The organism is Acinetobacter sp. 24-47-64 (genome assembly GCF_057737055.1).
In genome coordinates, this window is the sequence record NZ_CM173215.1 from 451311 (window position 1) to 469085 (window position 17775).

Here is a 17775-nt window from a genome sequence, read left to right on the forward strand (position 1 = left end):
ACTGAATTAAAATATATAAATTTTAAATTTAATCGATATTAGAAGTTTTCCAAGCACAAAAAATATTAAATTTAATAGATTCATAGAGGTACTCTAATGATTGAAACTGAGAGACTAATATTAAGACAATGGAAGGAAGCAGATTACTCATCTTTTATAAAAATGGGTTTAGATCCAGATGTTATGAAATATTTTCATGAAGTTTTGACCCCACAACAGAATATTGAGATGGCGGAAAAAAATTTATGAGTTAATTGAACGAAACGGGTGGGGCTTTTGGGCTGTAGAGTTGAAAGATACTAGTGAGTTTATTGGTTTTATTGGATTGCACAATCAACCAGTGTTATTCGAATTTTCTCCATGTGTTGAAATTGGATGGCGGTTATGAAAAAGATATTGGGGAATGGGGTACGCAACAGAAGGTGCAAGAGCTGCATTGATATATGCTTTTGAAGAGCTTAATTTAAATAAAGTAGTTGCATTTACAGCTTTGACAAATAAGCCTTCAGAAGCAGTTATGAAAAGGCTAGGTATGACCGAAGTTAAGCAATTCAAGCATCCAGAATTACCTACAGGGCATATTCTTGAAAATCATATTTTATATGAAATAAATAAAGATACCTTTATAAAATAATTTTGAAATTAATTTATTAAAACTAATCTTTCTTAGACAAGGAATATACAGACCATTTTTTATCTTGAAATTGTTTGAGCCAATGTCTAATCATGACTTCAGTTTCAGAAAAAAGTGGTTGTGGAAGCTCATCAATGCTAAACCATTCCCAACGCTCAAAAATCTCAGATTCTGTCACGCAAATTTGAGTTTTTAAACGTTCATCTAAAAGTTGATAAATCGTTCCGAACGTAATCTTCACCGCCTCAGCATTTTGATCAATGATCGTATTTAAGGGTTGAATAGACTCAATATATTGACTCAGATCTAAAGCAGTTTCCTCTAACAATTCGCGTACTGCAGCATCTTCAATTGATTCATGGGCATCCATTTTTCCACCCGGGAAACACCATGAGGCAGGTTCATCATTTTTGTTTCTATAACCCAATAGAACTTTTTGACGTTGATCAATCAACATGATGCCCACGCCGATGATGGAGTTGCTTTTAATATTCATGATTGTGCACATCTAGCTGCTCTGTGTTCTACAAAGTACAACAGCGATATGACAACGCTAACTTTCAAATGTTTCAAAACATGTAATTTAAATAAAAAATCATTCACATTTATAGGGGATTTTACCTATCACTATAGTGAAGAAAACCTATTTTATTTCTCTAAAACCTCTATACCAGTGAGAATAAATCAATATTTCTACAAGATAATCCCTTAATTCAACATAGATTCATCCTTATATTTCCCTGCCTCCTTTCAAGACTAGATTAAGACATGCGCTAGACGATTTAGAACATCGCCAGCAAGGAATTTAGCAACGAGGGGGATGCGGTAAATGGTAAGGAAATATCTAACTTCTGTGGCATTGACCACATGTCTTTTCAGTAGCGCAAGTTTAGCGCTTGCCGCTGAAAATGGCGGAAGTGCTTATCCAGATGGGACAGAGAGTTTTTTTGGTGGCGCAATGCCGCCACCTGGGATGTATCTCGTCAGTTATAACCAATACTACAACGCAGATAAATTTAAAAATGATTATCCAGTATTTGATGATTTTAAAATTGATACTTTTGCCACAGTTGCTCGTGGTGTCTATGTCAGTGACAAAACATTTTTAGGCGCGACATGGGGCATGCATGCATTCCTTGTATATGCCCATGCAGATCTTACATTAGGTGGTCGTCAAGATGATCACATGTCAATGGGTGATCTCATTATCGATCCATTCTTATTGGGTTGGCATAAAGGGGATTGGCATGTGGCGACAGGTGTCGACTTTTATATTCCAATTGGCTCTTACAACAAAAATAGACTCGCAAATATTGGGCGTAATTATTACACCATTCAACCGATTATCTCGACCACATACTTAAATAAACAAGGTATCGAAGTCAGTACCAAGTGGATGTATGACATCAATTTCGAGAATAAAGATACCAAATACGAGTCGGGTAATGCTTTGCATGTCGATTACTTAGTCGCGAAACACATGGGACCTTTGGCGGTTGGTGTTGGTGGTTACGTACATCGTCAGCTTGAAGGTGACTCAGGTGAAGGTGCCGTTTTAGGTGATTTTAAAGCTAAAGCAGCCAGCGTAGGACCACAGGTTCGCTATCAATTCCCTAAAGGATATGCAATCGCAGCGAAATATCAAAAAGAATTTGATGTTGAAAACCGACCAGAAGGTCAGAAGTTCGCAATTGATATCACCATTCCATTTTAAAACATTGTTACCCAAACATTAGAGCAAGCATATAGAGGTAAGGCCATGAAAATTGAGAATCAAGAATATGCAGCAGGCAGTGCTGGAGCTGTCGATTATTTAGTGGTGAATGAGTTTTCAGGCGGTATTGTGGGACCAAGCCAACGTATGCTGGGACCTTTAAAAAATGGTGGAACGTTAAAAACAGGCACACCGCCTGGCTGTTGGGGTCCAATGATTACACCTGCATTCCAAGGTGGTCATGAAGTGACACTCCCTGTCTTTATTGAAGGTGCAGAGGTAGGTGATGCTGTCGCTTTAAAGATTAAGGATATGCATGTCACTTCTACAGCAACCTCATCGGGTGTGATGCAATTTGTTGAAGGGCGTTATAAAGGCGATCCGTTTGTTGCGAAATACTGTGAAGCATGTGGTACAGAGCAACCAGCAAGTTATGTAGAAGGAATTGGTGAAGATGCGATTCACTGTAAAAACTGTGGGGCAGAAGTCAGTGCTTTTCGCTTTTCACATGGTTATGTGATTGTGTTGGATGAAGAAAACAAAGTGAGCTTGACGGTCAATCAAGAGATTGCCAACAAGTTAGCAGGCAATGCCAATGAGCTTTCTGCACTGCCTGAACATGCAGCGCAACATTCAATCTTGTCGCTTGCACGTGCTGATATGCCAGGGGTTGCTGCGCATATGCGTCCATTCCTCGGAAATATTGGTACGACACCTTCACGTGACTTACCAGACTCTCACAACTGCCACGACTTTGGTCAGTATTTGATTGATGCACCGCATAAATTCGGGATGACTGAAGAAGAACTTATCGCAGCCAAAACAGACGGTCACATGGATACCAATTCGATTCGTCCAGGCTGTATTTTGATTTGTCCTGTGAAAGTACCAGGTGCAGGTGTTTACATGGGGGATATGCATGCGCAACAAGGTAATGGTGAAATTGCAGGACATGCCACGGACGTTTCAGGCGAAACAGAATTACAAGTGGAAGTGATTAAAGGCTTAACCATTGATGGTCCAATTTTGCTTCAAGCACCAGATGACTTACCACCAATGGCACGTCCATTTACCAAGGAAGAGCGTGAAAAAGTGAAAGCTTTAGGTGCACGTTGGGGACAAACTGAAATTGAGGAAAGTGGTCCAATCACATTTATGGGAACAGGTAAGAACCTCAATGATGCAACGGACAATGCTTTAAATCGAGCGGCAAAAGTCACAGGTTTAAGTGTGGATGAGGTTATGAACCGTTGCACAATTACAGGCTCTATCGAAATCAGCCGTTTACCAGGAATGGTACGTGCAACCTTCTTATGCCCAATGCCAATTTTAGAAAAATTGGGGATCGCAAACTTAGTTCGCGAACATTACCAACTTTAATTCATCACGTGAACGGCGGTTGATTCAGATGATTCAAACGCTGTTCGAAAAAAGCATGAAATTTACTGAACTTAAAACTTAGAAACGAGAACTTGAACAGGAATGTCATATGAACAGTAATGCAAAACTCCGTTGGGGCGATTTATATCCAGAACTTGGTATTGAGCCTATTCCAACCGAACCATGTATTTCGCCAGAGATCTATCAAGAGGAAATTGAAAAAGTTTTCTCAAAAGTTTGGCTGAAAGTGGGGCGTGTAGAAGAAATACCAAAGAAAGGCGACTACAAAGTTAAACGCTTAGATTTTGCTAAAACCTCAGTCATTTTAATGCACGGTAAAGATGGTGAAATTCGTGGATTTCATAATATTTGTTCACACCGTGGCAATAAAGTTGTGGTGGAGACTGGCAATGAAACTTTTGGTTCAAATAAAGCTGCAGTCGTGACTTGCCGTTTCCATGGCTGGGTTTACGATGCTAAAGGTGATTTGGTTAGTGTACCTGAAGAAGAAAAATTTACTTCTTGTTTTGATAAAGGTCATAACGGTCTTGCACCTATTCGTACCCAAGTTTGGGAAGGTTTTATTTTCATCAATTTGGATAATGATGGCACTCAATCGGTAGAAGAATTCTTAGGTGGTATGGGACAGCATTTAGGCGGTTATCCATTCCATGAAATGGAAGAATGCTTTGCCTATAACACAGTTCTGAACTGTAACTGGAAAGTCGCTCATGACGCATTTGCTGAAGCGTATCACGTGGCGACCATTCATGCAGGCTCTTTCCCGAATGTATTCGCATCAGGTTTACAAGAAGTGCAATTGTTTGGTGATCATCGTACTTGCGCTGTGTGCTTAACCAAAAACGCCAATCCAAAACCAGCGGCTGCATTGTCAGGTGAGATCACTGGCGCATCATTGGTGAATCACTATGAACGTGTTCAGCTACCTAAATCAGTCAATCCAAATGATCGTGATGACTTCTCGTTTGAATTATCTGTCATTTTCCCGAATATCTTGGTGCATGTGACTGAAGGTGTATGGTTCACCCATCAGTTCTGGCCGGTCGGTCATAACCAAACCCGTTGGGAGGGTCGCTATTACCTGCCTAAAGCGAAAACCTATTCAGAGCGTTGGGCGCAAGAGTTTGCACAAGTATTACAACGTAATGCGTGGTTAGAAGATACTGCCACCATGGAAGATACCCAAGAAGCACTTGAGTCTCGAGCGAAAAAAGTGATGCATCTACAAGACGAAGAAATCCTGATTCGTCACGGTTACCACGTTCTTGAACAATACCTGAATCGCGCATAAGGAGAATGCACATGTCAAACATCATTTCACAATTGCCAGCTGACTTTTCAAGCTTAGAACCTTATGTCGCGAAATGGGCTTTAGGGACATCGAAACAACGTCATGCAGCACGCTTAAATTCGACTACAGCTGAATTGCAAGCTTTTTACGATGCTATTTTGCCTGAAATGCGCAAGCTACTTGCAGCACTTGACCAATACGCTTTAGGGACCTTGCCTGAAGAGCTGCACAAGTTGTACTGGTTAAGCCTGAGTTTTGCCGAAGTTGCTCCACATATTGAACTTTATAAAGGTTCAGTGGGTGTGCCATACGCCTTTGAAGAAAAGCGTTTCGTTTATGAAACTGGTGATGTAGTTAACGTTTAAAAGGATCTCGAAGATGAGCCAGCACAATCTAGAACAGCGTTTGCACTATCTGGAGACCTGCGAGGTGATTCGTAGTCTGATCGGTCGTTATGCAACAGCGGCTGATCAGCGCAACAATTCAGCCATTTTACAGCATGTATTTCATGAGGATGCCATATGGTGTGCTAAGGGTTTTGGAGAATATCAAGGACGCCAAAATATCTTGAATGCATTGTCAGAGATTGCAGAAGCACAAGTGCTTTGGAGCTTACATATCATGGCGATGCCAGATATTGAAGTCATTGATCAAAATCATGCAAACGCGTCATGGATGCTTTGGGAAGTCTGTAATCTGGCAGATTCATCAACACAACAAAACCAACCAACAACCTGTTGTTTAGGTGGTTTTTATAAAACGGAAGTACGTCGGAATCAATGGGGTGAATGGAAATTTGATCGTGTCGAACTGAATCTGACCTTCAATCAACCTTATCCGAACACAGCAATATAGGCACTGTATCAGTACGGCCTAAGGGGAATTCAAGATGAGAAAAATCGCAATTATCGGTGGTGGACAAGCAGGCTTATTACTCGCGTTCTCGCTACTCGAAAATAAATATGATGTCACTTTATATGTAGATCGCCCTGCGGATGAATTGTTACACGGTCGTATGGTCAGTACCACGATGTTCTTCGCCAATACATTAGAGTTTGAACGCAAACTTGGTTTGAATTTCTGGGATGGTAAAGCCCATCATGGTCAAGCCATTCATGTAGATTTCCGTGGCCCAGATGGTTCAATTGCATTGCCACTTACAGGATTCTTGCATCAGAACAAAGGTATCGCGATGGATCAGCGAACCAAGTATCACCGTTGGTTAGAAGAATATCCACGCCGTGGTGGCAAGCTCATCATTCAAAATGTCAGTCCAGAAGATTTGGAAGTAATCACTGCTGAAAATGATCTGACGATTTTGGCGGCAGGTAAGGGCAATATCACGAGCCTATTCAAACGCAATGAAACACGTTCAGTGCATCAAACACCGCCACGTAAATTGGCTGCTGCACTCGTCGTAGGTGATGATTTGTGTGGTCCAAATAGTTGGCAAGGTCAACCCTCACAGACCTTACATTTCAACTTCGTGGCAGGTGCAGGTGAATACTTCAGTATGCCATTCTACAGTCACACGCATGGTCCATGTCGTAGTTTCTTATTTGAATGTGTACCGAATGGTCCAATGGATATCTTCGATGATGTGACATCTGGCGAAGAAATGGTCCAACGCATGAAAGAAGCGGTTGCCAAAGTAACACCAGATCAAAGCTTCCGTATGGTCGATAATATGGAATTAAGTGATCCAAATGCATGGCTCAAAGGTGCATTCCGCCCTGAAGTTCGAGATCCTGTTGCAACCTTAGATAACGGTGCAAAAATTTGGGGGATTGGAGACACTGTCATTGTAAATGATCCAATCGCAGGACAAGGCGCAAACAATGCAACTCGTATGGTGGAGCATTATTTAGCTGCGATTTTAGCACGAGGTGATGAAGACTTTAGTGCAGATTGGATGACAGAAGTATTCGAGCAATTCTGGGAAAAGTCAGGTCGTTATACCACAGAATTTACCAACTTGCTGTTAAACCCACCAAGTGAAAGCTTATTGCAAGTGTTAGGCGCAGCATCGCAAAACCAAGCCATTGCAGATGATTTTATGGGGCATTTCAACAATCCATGCGGTTTCTGGCCAGCGGTAGATGGTGAAGCTGGGGCAAAAGAGTACTTGTCACGAAAGGAGTTTCAACATGCAGCTGCCTGAATTACTTTGGCAGGATGTTGATCTGGCGGAAGCGAAATCGCTCCGTCAGGCATTTGGTGGCTTTGCGACAGGAGTGGCAATCGTCACTTGCCTAGACCAAGATCAACAACCTGTAGGGTTGACGATTAATTCCTTTAGTTCAGTGTCTTTAGATCCTGCATTGGTGTTATGGAGTTTAGTCAATCATTCTCCGAGCCGATCCATTTTTGAAAATGCTGAATACTTTGCGATCAATATTTTAGGTGCACATCAGCGAGATGTAGGTTTGAACTTTGCTAAGCCGATTGCGGATAAGTTCCAACATGGCACGTGGACTATTCAAGATTGCAAAGCACCTATTTTAGAAGGTTGTGTGGTGCAGTTTGTTTGCAAACGTGAACAACAAATTGAAGCAGGCGATCATCAAATTTTCTTAGGAAAAATTGAGCAATGTCGTCACAGTAACCAACGTCCACTGTTGTTCTGCAAAGGTCAATTTAATGAATGGCCTGAGTACAAGGAGGTTTCATGACAGACTTAAATGGCAAAGTGGTCCTGGTGACAGGTGGTGCAACGCACATTGGTCAAGCCGTGGTGCAAGAATTAAAAAGCTTAGGTGCACAAGTCATTGTTGCCGACATTAATCAAACGCAAGGTCAGCAAGTGGCAGATGCAACCCAAGCGCAATATGAATTTTTAGATCTCGCTAATGATGACAGTATTCGCACATTAAGTGCCAAATTAACACAGTTAGATATTTTGGTGAATTTGGCGTGTTTGTATGAAGATCATGGATCTGAATCTACACGTCAAGATTGGCAAAACACGTTCAATGTCACGGTATTTGGTCACGCAGCGTTAGTACAAGCATGTCGACCACTTTTGAAAAAAAGTACTGATGGTGCAGTGATCAATATTAGCAGTGTCAGTGCACGCATTGCACAAAAAGAACGCTGGGTCTATCCAGCGTCTAAAGCAACTTTAGAGCAACTCACACAAAGCATGGCACTGGATCTAGCGCAAGATGGTATTCGTGTACATGCACTCTCATTAGGTTGGACTTGGTCAGTACCAATGCAAATGATCTCTGGCGGAGACCGTACCAAGACGGACCGCGTGGCAGGACGTTTCCATGTGTTAGGGCGTATTGCGGATGCAGAGGAAGTCGCACAAGCATTAAGTTTGTTGTGTAGCCCGAAATCAAAATTACTGACAGGCAGTGTGATTCATGCCGATGGTGGTTATCACATTCTAGGTCCTGAAGCCACAGATTCACCCATAGAGGAGTTAAGCCAATGAACATTAAAATGACCAATGTTGCTGAGAAATTTTTGTGTTCAACCTCTGATGTGGAACAGGGTGAGGGACTACAAGTCATCATTGACGGTTATCCGCCATTGGCAGTATTTCATTTAGAAGATGGCGAGTTCTATGTCACCGATGATACCTGTACACATGGTGATGCATCATTGGCAGATGGTGAAATTGATGGCTGTGAAGTGGAGTGCCCATTTCATGCAGGTGCATTCGATATCAAAACAGGTGAACCTTGTGGGGCGCCATGTACAATTCCACTGAAAACCTATCAATCCATCGTGCGTGAAGACAAAGTCTATTTGGTGGAGTGATGCCGATGTATAAAATTCAAATCGAAGGTCAGGGCACATTCAACTGCGCAGCGGATGATGTATTGCTCCGTGGTGGCTTACGTGAAGGGCTAGGCATTCCTTACGAATGTAATGCGGGTGGTTGCGGAACGTGTAAAATCGAAGTCCTGTCAGGTGAAGTAGAAAATTTATGGGCAGATGCACCTGGATTAAGCGATCGTGATAAACGTAAAGGTCGGTTACTGGCGTGTCAGTGTCGCCCCAAATCGGATTGCGTGATTAAGCTTCGTTTAGACGAACAATGTGTTCCTAAAATTATTCCAAAACAAAAAAAAGTAACATTGAAGCATGCTCATTTGGTGACACATGATATTTTGGAAGTACATTTTCAATCAGATGAGCCAGCACAATTTATTCCTGGACAATACGCTTTAATTTGGGTGAATCAAGAGTTACTTCGTGCCTATTCGATGTCCAATCTGCCGAATGACGACGGTTTATGGGTCTTCCAAATTCGACGTGTTCCTGATGGTAAAATGACCAATTTGTTATTTGATGAACAGTTACGTGAAAAGGCTGATATTCAAATTGATGGTCCATATGGGTTAGCGCATTTACAAGAGAAGCCTCGCCCTATTGTCTGTGTGGCTGGTGGTTCTGGACTTGCTCCCATGTTAGCGATTGCTCGTGGCGTTGCAGTTAACCCACATTTGCAACATCAAAAAGTCTGGTTTTTCCATGGTGGTCGTGAGCAACGTGATTTGTTTACTGAAAATCAATTACGTGACTGGACAGAGTTAGGGGAACGCCTCAATTATGTACCTGCAACCTCCTCTGAACTCATTGAAGGTATCCGTTCGGGGTTTATTCATGAAGTGATTCAAGATGTATTAGGCGAACAATTGCGTGAGCATGAAATTTATTGTGCAGGTCCGCCACCGATGGTGAAATCTATTGAACAAATGGCCCATCAAGCAGGTATTCCACAACAACAAATTCATTTTGATCGTTTCTTTTAATCGAAGATATCATTTTTCTCCCGCTCAGGCGATGGTTAACCCATCGCCAGTATTGAGCGATCACGACACATCAAGACCATATTGACGATCTGTGCGATAGATTCAGTTCCTAATTTCTGACGAATATGAGTGCGGTGAATTTCTACTGTTTTATGGCTGATATTCAACATTTGTGCGATATGTTTACTCGAAAGTCCATCGACCAATAAATTGATAATCTCACTTTCTCTTGGTGATAAAGATTTCAATTTAATCATCTGTTCTTGACGTTTTTCTTCTTCAATAAAGTCTTGTTCAGCAAGTTGCAGACAGATTTGGATTTGATTAAGCATATGCTGTGGATTAAAAGGTTTTTCTAAAAAATCAAATGCCCCAGCTTTCATCGCATTGACCGACATTGGAATGTCGCCGTGACCAGTCATGAAAATGATTGGCATACGGATTTTTTGTTGATTCAATTGTTGTTGTAGTTGCAAGCCACTCATCCCTCGCATACGAATATCAAGGATTAAACATGCAGGTGTTTGCGGGCGCTGAAAATTCAGGAATTCAGTAGCACTATTGAATGTTTTAGTTTCGAGTTGCACTGAATCAAGCAACCATGTGAGTGAATTACAAATGTCTTGATCATCATCTATCACATACACAATGGGCTCGGGAACATGAGAATTAGTTAAATACATTTTGCACGCTCCTGTGCTGCTAAAGAAATATTAAAAATGGCACCAGACTCACCTTCACAGACCCATAAATAACCATGATGATTTTCAATGATGCTCCGAGACAGGGTTAAGCCAATGCCCATACTGTTGTTTTTACTTGAATAGAAAGATTCAAAAATTTGTTCTGGATTTTGCCCTTCGAGTCCAGGACCATTATCTGCAATTGCAACCCGAGCATGTTGGTTATGTTGCCAAGTGCGGATATAAATGTCCCTTTCACCTTCGGGATTATTTTGTAGAGCATCGACCGCATTAAAGACGAGATTGATAATGACTTGGCTAAAGAGCGTTTCATCTGCTGATATAAAAATAGGTGAAACACTTAATTCATAATGTATGGTACATCCACCTTGATCAGCTTTAAGCTTAATCAAAGGATGTAACTCTTGAATAAGATGATTCACAGAATGAATCTGAAAATTCGCCTCACCTTTACGCAAAAAACTTCGCATGCTGTGAATAATACCATTGACGCGATGTGTTTGATTTAACGCAGCATTGAGGGCATCAAGTGTCTCTTGTGAGTTGGCTAAACCGTTTTGAATGCGAATAATACTGCCTCCGACATAATTATTGAGTGCAGCAAGTGGTTGATTTAATTCATGTGCAAGTGCGGTAGCTAACTCACCCATAGTTTTGCAACGTGACATATGACCAAGTTGCTTTTCTCGAGCACGTGCTTTTTCTTCAGCCTCAATACGTTCAGTGATATCACGATAATTTACCAATATACCTTGAATATCAGGGTGATCTAATAAGTTACGATAGGTTGCCTCATGGTGTCGCCATTTTCCATTGTGGTGCAAGATTTTGTAATGAATCACACCAACTGCATGTTGTTCTGTTTTTTTAAATAAAAGCTGTCTGACTTTAATACGATCGTCGGGATGAATAGCGGTTAACACATTCTTATTAAGTACAAAGCGATCCCGATAACCAAGAATACCTTGTAGAGACGGGCTGGCATACAGCAACTTGCCTTGTAAGTCGAGAATAGCAATTCCATCTCCTGAATGTTCAAGCAGTATTTTGAAATACTGATCTTTAGACTGTAAGGCATATTGATATTTTTTGATTTCGCTGATGTTGCGTACTAGAGCAAGAAGCTTTGGTTCATTTTCGATTTCAACTTTTTTAAGACATACTTCAACGGGTATATGACGTTGGTCATGAGACTCTATTAACCATTCAAATGTGATTGCTTCATCTGTTGTTGTGGCGGCCTGTTGAACTTTTCTGAGCGCATGATGTAAATCAAAACCATGTTGAAAAGCACTGATCTTTTCAACAGTCATCTGTGTCAATTCAGATTTACTATATCCTGTAAGTTCCACAGCGGCTTCATTGACATCCATAAATTGGACGCTGCCAATATCATGTACAAAAATTGCATCGCCCGCTTTATCAAAAATAGTTTGATAATATTGTAAGCTGGTCATTGTAGGTCCTTACCTGAGATGGCTTCCGGCTATCGGGTATAGGGAGAAATATCGTCACTGATAAATCATTTTTTTTATAAGTAAATACTGCATTAAGGGGCAGCATCTTGCAATTAGACTTAGGGTCTAATTACATACTTTTAACATATAAAAATATTCATGTGAAAAATTTATCAGTGATCTCAATGTTATGCAATTTAGATACCATATTACTTCAACTGATTTAGGTGACAGTTACACGAGGAATGTTAGCTCAAAAAATATCATCTTTTTATCTAACGAATAAAATCAAACTTTATGCTATCTACATACAATCCTTTTTTGATTAGTCATTACACTGGATGAGGCATAGAATAAAACCCGTCAGTCCTACTCATTAAAGTGATATTTTTATGGCGTTCAGTTGGATTCTCTTTACCCTCATGGCTGCTTTTATGCAGGCTTGGCGCAATGCCTTTCAAAAACAATTGAGTACCACTGTCGATGTATGGGGCGTCACCCTTGCACGCTTTATCTTCGCCTTGCCTTTTGCATTGATTTATTTGAGTAGCCTTTATCACTTCTCACCGGTAACAGCGACTGTTCAATTTACGACAAAATATTGGGTTTATATTTTTATCGCAGGCATTAGCCAAATTTTAGCCACTGCATTGATGGTGCAGTTATTTAAACAAAAAAACTATGCCATTGGCGTGGGACTGGCTAAAAGTGAAGCGATCTTAGCTGCAATCATTGGCGTTGCTTTTCTCTCTGATCATTTGTCATGGTTGGCATGGTTTGGGGTGTTACTGGGTGGTTTTGCTGTGTTTCTGTTGAGTCGGGGACATGGTTTTACTGGATTTTCACCCAAAACACTGATGATTGGCATCGGGAGTGGTTTGTGTTTTGCTATCACTTCACTATTGGTTAGAGAGGCCAGTCTTGAACTGACAATGTTGCCAACAATTCATCGTGCTGCATGGGTATTACTGTCGGTGATTGGCTTTCAATGTCTGAGCATGCTTTTGTATCTCAGCTTATTCCGTCGTCAAACCTTGCTGGCGATGTGGCAACGTCTAGGACTGACCTTTAAAGTCAGTGTATGTAGTTTTATGGCATCTCTCGGATGGTTTACTGCCATGAGTATGATGAGTGTCCCAGTGGTGAAAACACTTGGACAAATTGAAATCTTATTTAGTTTGTTGATTTCAGCTTATTTCTTTAAAGAAAATTTAGCGAAAGCCGAACATTGGGGATTAGCCTTAGTTGTAATTGCAGCAATCTTGGTGATCTGGGCTTAAACATTTTTATAGATCATTGAATATTATTTAATAAGAAAGAAGGGGATGCACCAATAGATTTCATGTTGGCATGAATAATGCTTAATTTTGATGCGTAAATGGATTGATGTTGAACAAGACATTTCGCGAGTTGAAATTAAAGCAAAGTATTCAAGCGACAATAGGAAAGGCATGAAAATCTATACTCAAAGAATAGAAGCAGTGACAGAAGATCAAGCTTTCGAAACTGTGCAACTCAACTTTGATACACGACAAAAGAGCCGTTTTCGTGCAACTTTAGTTTCAGGGTGCGATATTGGTGCAGATTTACCGCGCACAGGTATTCTTCGCGGCGGATCATTTATTGCAACTGAATCAGGTGACTTACTGCGGGTGGACGCATTGCCCGAACGCCTGATGTGTGTTCAAGCTTCTTCTGAATTTGAGCTTTTGAAAGCAGCCTATCATTTAGGGAATCGTCATGTCCCTCTTATGCTCACGCCTAGTGCACTATATTTTGAACCTGATCATGTCTTAGCCGAAATGGTCGAAGGATTGGGTTTAATGGTCACGGAAGTGGATCATCCATTTGAGCCAGAAAGTGGTGCTTATGCTCAGCATGCACATGATCATCGTCTCAGCCCAATCAAAGCGATTCATGCTCATGCGCATCACTAATGCAGCTCACTTACTCAAACTGTTAACTTTGTCCTCTACAGCTTTGCCTGTAGGCGCTTATTGCTATTCGCAAGGTGTTGAAAGTGCGATCGATCAAGGTTTGATCCATGATGAGCAATCCAGTATTGCGTACTTCGAAGAAGTTCTGGAAATGCTTTTGGTTCGTTTTGAGTTACCTGTATTGAAGCGTTTGATGCAGGCCCATGATGATGAACAGCAGTTTAATCATTGGGCGCAGTTGTATCGAGCCAGTCGTGAAAGTCGTGAGTTATTGGCTGAATCGCAGCAGTTGGCATTTTCCTTGAACGCATGGATTAAAGATGTATTGAAAATGCCCGTTACGGTCAAAAAACAACTTGGATTTGTACCTGTATATGCTCAGTTATGTGGGCGATTGGATCTGAATATCGAAGATGTTTTAACGGCGTATACATTTACTGTTTTAGAAAACCAAGTACTTGGCGCAGTCAAAACTGTGCCGCTCGGTCAGATGAGTGGTCAACGAATTTTGTGGCATTTACATGGTTTAGTCTCAGATGCCATAACGCATGCAATGTGTATAGAAGATCATCAACTCAGCAGTGCCTTACCACAATATGCCATGCTCAGCATGTCCCATGAAACACAATATTCGCGTTTATTTAGATCTTAAAAATTATCATAAGGAATCAATCATGTCAGAACGTTCTCCTTTACGTGTCGGAATTGGTGGACCAGTCGGATCTGGTAAAACAGCACTGACTTTAAATTTATGCCGTGCATTGCGTAATAAATACAATATGGCGGTGGTGACCAATGATATTTATACAAAAGAAGATTCCAACTTCTTAACTCGTCATGAAGCCATGTCACCCGATCGTATTGTGGGGGTGGAAACTGGCGGTTGCCCTCATACGGCTATTCGTGAAGATGCCTCAATCAATTTGGCAGCGATTGATGACTTATGTGAAAAGTTTGATGGTCTAGAGTTAATTATCATTGAAAGTGGTGGTGATAATTTGGCAGCAACGTTTAGCCCTGAACTGTCTGATCTGACGCTATATGTGATTGATGTTGCTGGTGGTGAAAAAATTCCACGTAAAGGCGGTCCAGGCATTACCAAGTCTGACTTACTGATTATCAATAAAACAGATCTGGCGCCAATGGTTGGAGCGAATTTGCAGGTGATGGATCAAGATGCCAAGCGTATGCGAGGAGATAAACCGTTCTTGTTTTCAAACATGAAAACTGAAGATGGTTTAAACGAGATTATCAGTTTTATTGAAAAACAAGGTTTATTCAAAGCTTAAACAAGAGGGCTTAAAGGATGAAACAATGCAATAAATTCGGTCTATTCATTCTGGCAAGTGTTCCGAGCCTTGTAATGGCACATCCAGGCCATCATCACCATGACGCTAATTTTTGGACGGGCTTAATTCATCCGTTTACAGGATTGGATCATTTGATGATGGCACTCAGTTTCGGCGTTTTGATGTGGAGCATGTCTAAAATTTGGAAGATGATTGGGGCATGGGGCTTGCTTACAGCGCTCGTTGCTGGATTCAGTTTAGGTGCGCATGGAATTATTCCGAATGGCGTTGCAGAAATTGGAATTGTAGGTTCATTGTTCATCTTAGCTGTAAGTTTATGGACCAAATCGAACAGAATTTTTCCAGTTGCAGCAGTGTTTCTATCAGTTTTTCATGGTTCAGCACACGGAGCTGAATTAGCGATGAATGGAAATGTTGGCGTTCAGATTTTAGGCATGATTACTGCCATGGCAATGATTTATGCTCTTGGACTGGGTTTAGGGGCATTGATGGTGAAATTTGTTCCACAAGGTAAAAAGATTGTAGGTGTGCTAGCAGCATTGGTTGCAGTAATTGGTTTAGCGTGATCAAACTTGGCAAAATAAAAAACTCCGCAAGCGCGGAGTTTTTTTATTCATCAGGGTAATCAGCCACCATTCGCAAGACTTTCAAGCGCTTCCCAGCGCTCTAATTTCTCTAAAAGTAACTCATCAATTTCAGTAAGGCGAATCGAAAGTTGAGTTGCTTTGTCACTATCTGTCACAAATAAAGAACCATCTGCTAAAAGCGCATTAATCTCGGCTTGTTCCTTTTCCAAAGCTTCCATTTCAGCAGGAAGTTGTTCTAAAGCACGTTGATCTTTATAGCTTAGTTTTACTTTTTTAACCGCTGGTGCAGGGGTTGCCGCCGCTTCAGCTTTTGCAGCTGCTTTCTTCACCGCAGATTTCTGATCGACTACAGTTTGATCAGGACGTTGCATGAGGTAGTCTTGATAACCACCGACATATTCATCGATATTGCCTTTGCCATCGAATACCCAAGTTGAGGTCACGACATTGTCCATAAAGGCACGGTCATGCGAGATCAACAATAAAGTTCCTTTGTAATCACTGAGCATCTCTTCAAGCAGCTCAAGCGTCACCATATCCAAGTCATTGGTTGGCTCATCCATCACGATGAGGTTCGATGGTTTAAGCAGTAATTTCGCTAATAAAATGCGGTTACGTTCACCACCAGAAAGGGCTTTTACAGGTGTACGAGCACGCTCAGGGGAGAACAAGAAATCTTGTAAATAGCTATAGATATGACGACGTCCGCCATTGATATCGACAAAGTCTGACCCTTCGGCCACGTTGTCTTTTACCGATTTTTCAAGATCGAGCACGTTACGAAGCTGGTCAAAATAAGCCACTTCGAGTTGTGTCCCTGTTTTGACCGTACCTGAGTGTTCTTGTTGACTCAAAATTGCTTTGATTAGCGTGGTTTTACCGACACCGTTATCGCCCACGAGACCAATACGATCTCCACGCAGAACCAGTGCATTAAAATCTTTGATAATTGGAGTGTTGTCGCCAAATTGCACACTGAGGTTTTCAATTTCGAAGACCACTTTGCCTGAACGTTGAGCATCTTGGGTGGCCATGCTCACTTTGCCTTGCTGCGAACGGCGGGCTTTAGATTCTTCTCGTAATGCTTTTAAGGCACGCACACGACCTTCGTTACGGGTACGACGTGCTTTAATCCCTTGACGAATCCAAACTTCTTCTTCTGCTAACTTTTTATCGAACAGCGCATTTTGTTTTTCTTCTGCTTCCATCTGTGCAGCTTTGAGTTCGAGGTAACGTGAATAGTTCCCTTCATAACTGCGTAAGATGCCACGATCCAGTTCCACAATACGTGTAGCAATACTGTCTACAAATGAACGGTCATGCGAAATGAAGAGTAATGTTAGATTATTTTGATCGAGTAAGAATTTTTCTAACCACTCGATACTTTCAACATCTAAATGGTTCGTTGGTTCGTCGAGTAACAAAACATCAGGTTGGGTGAGTAGTGCGCGTGCAAGAAGCACACGACGTTTACGACCACCTGAAAGATCAGCTAAATCAGCATCAGGATCAAGTCCCATTTTACTGAGGATTGAATTCACTTTAGTTTCAAGTGCCCAACCATCTAATTGATCCATTTTATGTTGCAAGTTACCCATGCGATCGCAAGCTTCCATATCGCCGAGTACACAAGCTTCGCTTGCTTCGTGATAAGCTCTAAGAACAGAAGCTGCTTCACCTGCGCCATCTGCCACAATATCTGCAACACGTCCCGAGTCCATTGGCACGTCTTGAGCCAGCATAGAAATGGTGATGCCATTTTGCAGGGAAACTTCACCAGCATCAGGCAATAAACTTCCATCAATGAGTTTAAGTAAAGTAGACTTACCCTCACCATTACGGCCAATCAAACACACTCGTTCGCCGCGTTCTAAACTAAAATTCGCGCCGTCGAGTAAGTACGGTCCACCAAATGCGAGTTGGACGTCCCTTAAGGTAATATAGGCCATAATGTTTCCTGAAATCCCCTGATGA

19 protein-coding genes and 1 pseudogene are annotated in these 17775 nt (G+C 41.4%); 16 read left to right on the forward strand and 4 right to left on the reverse strand.

Annotated features, from left to right (window positions below):
* Window positions 1–96: 96 nt before the first annotated feature.
* Window positions 97–634: pseudogene (locus AC1M85_RS02195) on the forward strand (GNAT family N-acetyltransferase).
* Window positions 635–656: 22 nt separating this feature from the next.
* Here AC1M85_RS02195 and AC1M85_RS02200 read toward each other — a convergent pair.
* Window positions 657–1130 carry a nucleotide triphosphate diphosphatase NUDT15 gene (locus AC1M85_RS02200; RefSeq protein ID WP_481588656.1) on the reverse strand — a complete coding sequence of 158 codons (474 nt, stop codon included), beginning with the start codon at window positions 1128–1130 and terminating at the stop codon, window positions 657–659.
* Between the two features lie 333 nt (window positions 1131–1463).
* Between AC1M85_RS02200 and AC1M85_RS02205 the strand changes: the two genes are divergently transcribed.
* From AC1M85_RS02205 to AC1M85_RS02250, 10 genes are all read left to right on the forward strand, one after another.
* Window positions 1464–2348: a SphA family protein gene (locus tag AC1M85_RS02205; RefSeq protein WP_481596222.1), complete on the forward strand. Its 885-nt coding sequence runs from the start codon at window positions 1464–1466 to the stop codon at window positions 2346–2348.
* 45 nt (window positions 2349–2393) lie between these two features.
* On the forward strand, window positions 2394–3728 hold the full coding sequence (locus tag AC1M85_RS02210; protein ID WP_225530670.1) for an acetamidase/formamidase family protein: 1335 nt from the start codon (window positions 2394–2396) through the stop codon (window positions 3726–3728).
* 109 nt (window positions 3729–3837) lie between these two features.
* Window positions 3838–5040 (forward strand): aromatic ring-hydroxylating oxygenase subunit alpha, encoded by a 1203-nt coding sequence (locus AC1M85_RS02215; protein ID WP_481587618.1) that lies wholly within the window; start codon window positions 3838–3840, stop codon window positions 5038–5040.
* An 11-nt stretch (window positions 5041–5051) separates the two neighbouring features.
* Window positions 5052–5405 (forward strand): hypothetical protein, encoded by a 354-nt coding sequence (locus AC1M85_RS02220; RefSeq protein WP_481587617.1) that lies wholly within the window; start codon window positions 5052–5054, stop codon window positions 5403–5405.
* A gap of 13 nt (window positions 5406–5418) precedes the next feature.
* Window positions 5419–5895 (forward strand): nuclear transport factor 2 family protein, encoded by a 477-nt coding sequence (locus AC1M85_RS02225; RefSeq protein WP_481613209.1) that lies wholly within the window; start codon window positions 5419–5421, stop codon window positions 5893–5895.
* A gap of 34 nt (window positions 5896–5929) precedes the next feature.
* Window positions 5930–7201 carry a styrene monooxygenase/indole monooxygenase family protein gene (locus AC1M85_RS02230; RefSeq protein ID WP_481591578.1) on the forward strand — a complete coding sequence of 424 codons (1272 nt, stop codon included), beginning with the start codon at window positions 5930–5932 and terminating at the stop codon, window positions 7199–7201.
* Entirely contained in the window at window positions 7188–7712 is a 525-nt protein-coding gene (locus AC1M85_RS02235) for a flavin reductase family protein (RefSeq protein WP_481608984.1), read from the forward strand. The genes AC1M85_RS02230 and AC1M85_RS02235 overlap by 14 nt, the downstream gene beginning before the upstream one ends.
* Window positions 7709–8479: an SDR family oxidoreductase gene (locus AC1M85_RS02240; protein WP_488213469.1), complete on the forward strand. Its 771-nt coding sequence runs from the start codon at window positions 7709–7711 to the stop codon at window positions 8477–8479. Before AC1M85_RS02235 ends, AC1M85_RS02240 begins: the two co-directional genes overlap by 4 nt.
* Window positions 8476–8808 (forward strand): non-heme iron oxygenase ferredoxin subunit, encoded by a 333-nt coding sequence (locus AC1M85_RS02245; RefSeq protein ID WP_168379990.1) that lies wholly within the window; start codon window positions 8476–8478, stop codon window positions 8806–8808. Before AC1M85_RS02240 ends, AC1M85_RS02245 begins: the two co-directional genes overlap by 4 nt.
* Before the next feature lie 5 nt (window positions 8809–8813).
* Window positions 8814–9806 (forward strand): 2Fe-2S iron-sulfur cluster-binding protein, encoded by a 993-nt coding sequence (locus AC1M85_RS02250; protein ID WP_488213470.1) that lies wholly within the window; start codon window positions 8814–8816, stop codon window positions 9804–9806.
* A gap of 35 nt (window positions 9807–9841) precedes the next feature.
* Here AC1M85_RS02250 and AC1M85_RS02255 read toward each other — a convergent pair whose 3' ends face one another.
* Complete coding sequence (locus AC1M85_RS02255) at window positions 9842–10489, reverse strand: response regulator transcription factor (protein WP_488213471.1); 648 nt, start codon at window positions 10487–10489, stop codon at window positions 9842–9844.
* The gene (locus tag AC1M85_RS02260) at window positions 10480–11967 is read right to left on the reverse strand and encodes a PAS domain S-box protein (RefSeq protein ID WP_488213472.1); all 1488 of its coding nucleotides are present in this window, start codon (window positions 11965–11967) and stop codon (window positions 10480–10482) included. Before AC1M85_RS02260 ends, AC1M85_RS02255 begins: the two co-directional genes overlap by 10 nt.
* 392 nt (window positions 11968–12359) lie before the next feature.
* Between AC1M85_RS02260 and AC1M85_RS02265 the strand changes: the two genes are divergently transcribed.
* The 5 genes from AC1M85_RS02265 to AC1M85_RS02285 all read left to right on the forward strand — a co-directional run bounded on the left by AC1M85_RS02265 (window position 12360) and on the right by AC1M85_RS02285 (window position 15780).
* Window positions 12360–13247, forward strand: coding sequence for an EamA family transporter (locus AC1M85_RS02265; RefSeq protein WP_488213473.1), 888 nt, complete (start codon window positions 12360–12362; stop codon window positions 13245–13247).
* A gap of 171 nt (window positions 13248–13418) precedes the next feature.
* Complete coding sequence (ureE, locus tag AC1M85_RS02270; protein ID WP_180028353.1) at window positions 13419–13904, forward strand: urease accessory protein UreE; 486 nt, start codon at window positions 13419–13421, stop codon at window positions 13902–13904.
* The gene (locus tag AC1M85_RS02275; protein WP_180028352.1) at window positions 13891–14556 is read left to right on the forward strand and encodes an urease accessory protein UreF; all 666 of its coding nucleotides are present in this window, start codon (window positions 13891–13893) and stop codon (window positions 14554–14556) included. Before ureE ends, AC1M85_RS02275 begins: the two co-directional genes overlap by 14 nt.
* Window positions 14557–14578: 22 nt before the next feature.
* Window positions 14579–15193 (forward strand): urease accessory protein UreG, encoded by a 615-nt coding sequence (gene ureG / locus AC1M85_RS02280; RefSeq protein ID WP_035266791.1) that lies wholly within the window; start codon window positions 14579–14581, stop codon window positions 15191–15193.
* A gap of 17 nt (window positions 15194–15210) precedes the next feature.
* The gene (locus tag AC1M85_RS02285; protein ID WP_488213474.1) at window positions 15211–15780 is read left to right on the forward strand and encodes a HupE/UreJ family protein; all 570 of its coding nucleotides are present in this window, start codon (window positions 15211–15213) and stop codon (window positions 15778–15780) included.
* 59 nt (window positions 15781–15839) lie between these two features.
* Here the strand turns inward: AC1M85_RS02285 and AC1M85_RS02290 are convergent, their stop codons facing one another.
* A complete protein-coding gene (locus AC1M85_RS02290; protein WP_488213475.1) occupies window positions 15840–17750 on the reverse strand; it encodes an ATP-binding cassette domain-containing protein in 1911 nt (636 codons plus the stop codon).
* Between the last annotated feature and the right edge of the window lie 25 nt (window positions 17751–17775).

Excerpts from the sequence above, each read along its gene's own strand:
- AC1M85_RS02200 (WP_481588656.1), bottom strand. The coding sequence starts at position 1,130 with ATGAATATTAAAAGCAACTCCATCATCGGCGTGGGCATCATGTTGATT.
- AC1M85_RS02205 (WP_481596222.1), top strand. The coding sequence starts at position 1,464 with ATGGTAAGGAAATATCTAACTTCTGTGGCATTGACCACATGTCTTTTC.
- AC1M85_RS02210 (WP_225530670.1), top strand. The coding sequence starts at position 2,394 with ATGAAAATTGAGAATCAAGAATATGCAGCAGGCAGTGCTGGAGCTGTC.
- AC1M85_RS02215 (WP_481587618.1), top strand. The coding sequence starts at position 3,838 with ATGAACAGTAATGCAAAACTCCGTTGGGGCGATTTATATCCAGAACTT.
- AC1M85_RS02220 (WP_481587617.1), top strand. The coding sequence starts at position 5,052 with ATGTCAAACATCATTTCACAATTGCCAGCTGACTTTTCAAGCTTAGAA.
- AC1M85_RS02225 (WP_481613209.1), top strand. The coding sequence starts at position 5,419 with ATGAGCCAGCACAATCTAGAACAGCGTTTGCACTATCTGGAGACCTGC.
- AC1M85_RS02230 (WP_481591578.1), top strand. The coding sequence starts at position 5,930 with ATGAGAAAAATCGCAATTATCGGTGGTGGACAAGCAGGCTTATTACTC.
- AC1M85_RS02235 (WP_481608984.1), top strand. The coding sequence starts at position 7,188 with ATGCAGCTGCCTGAATTACTTTGGCAGGATGTTGATCTGGCGGAAGCG.
- AC1M85_RS02240 (WP_488213469.1), top strand. The coding sequence starts at position 7,709 with ATGACAGACTTAAATGGCAAAGTGGTCCTGGTGACAGGTGGTGCAACG.
- AC1M85_RS02245 (WP_168379990.1), top strand. The coding sequence starts at position 8,476 with ATGAACATTAAAATGACCAATGTTGCTGAGAAATTTTTGTGTTCAACC.
- AC1M85_RS02250 (WP_488213470.1), top strand. The coding sequence starts at position 8,814 with ATGTATAAAATTCAAATCGAAGGTCAGGGCACATTCAACTGCGCAGCG.
- AC1M85_RS02255 (WP_488213471.1), bottom strand. The coding sequence starts at position 10,489 with ATGTATTTAACTAATTCTCATGTTCCCGAGCCCATTGTGTATGTGATA.
- AC1M85_RS02260 (WP_488213472.1), bottom strand. The coding sequence starts at position 11,967 with ATGACCAGCTTACAATATTATCAAACTATTTTTGATAAAGCGGGCGAT.
- AC1M85_RS02265 (WP_488213473.1), top strand. The coding sequence starts at position 12,360 with ATGGCGTTCAGTTGGATTCTCTTTACCCTCATGGCTGCTTTTATGCAG.
- ureE (WP_180028353.1), top strand. The coding sequence starts at position 13,419 with ATGAAAATCTATACTCAAAGAATAGAAGCAGTGACAGAAGATCAAGCT.
- AC1M85_RS02275 (WP_180028352.1), top strand. The coding sequence starts at position 13,891 with ATGCGCATCACTAATGCAGCTCACTTACTCAAACTGTTAACTTTGTCC.
- ureG (WP_035266791.1), top strand. The coding sequence starts at position 14,579 with ATGTCAGAACGTTCTCCTTTACGTGTCGGAATTGGTGGACCAGTCGGA.
- AC1M85_RS02285 (WP_488213474.1), top strand. The coding sequence starts at position 15,211 with ATGAAACAATGCAATAAATTCGGTCTATTCATTCTGGCAAGTGTTCCG.
- AC1M85_RS02290 (WP_488213475.1), bottom strand. The coding sequence starts at position 17,750 with ATGGCCTATATTACCTTAAGGGACGTCCAACTCGCATTTGGTGGACCG.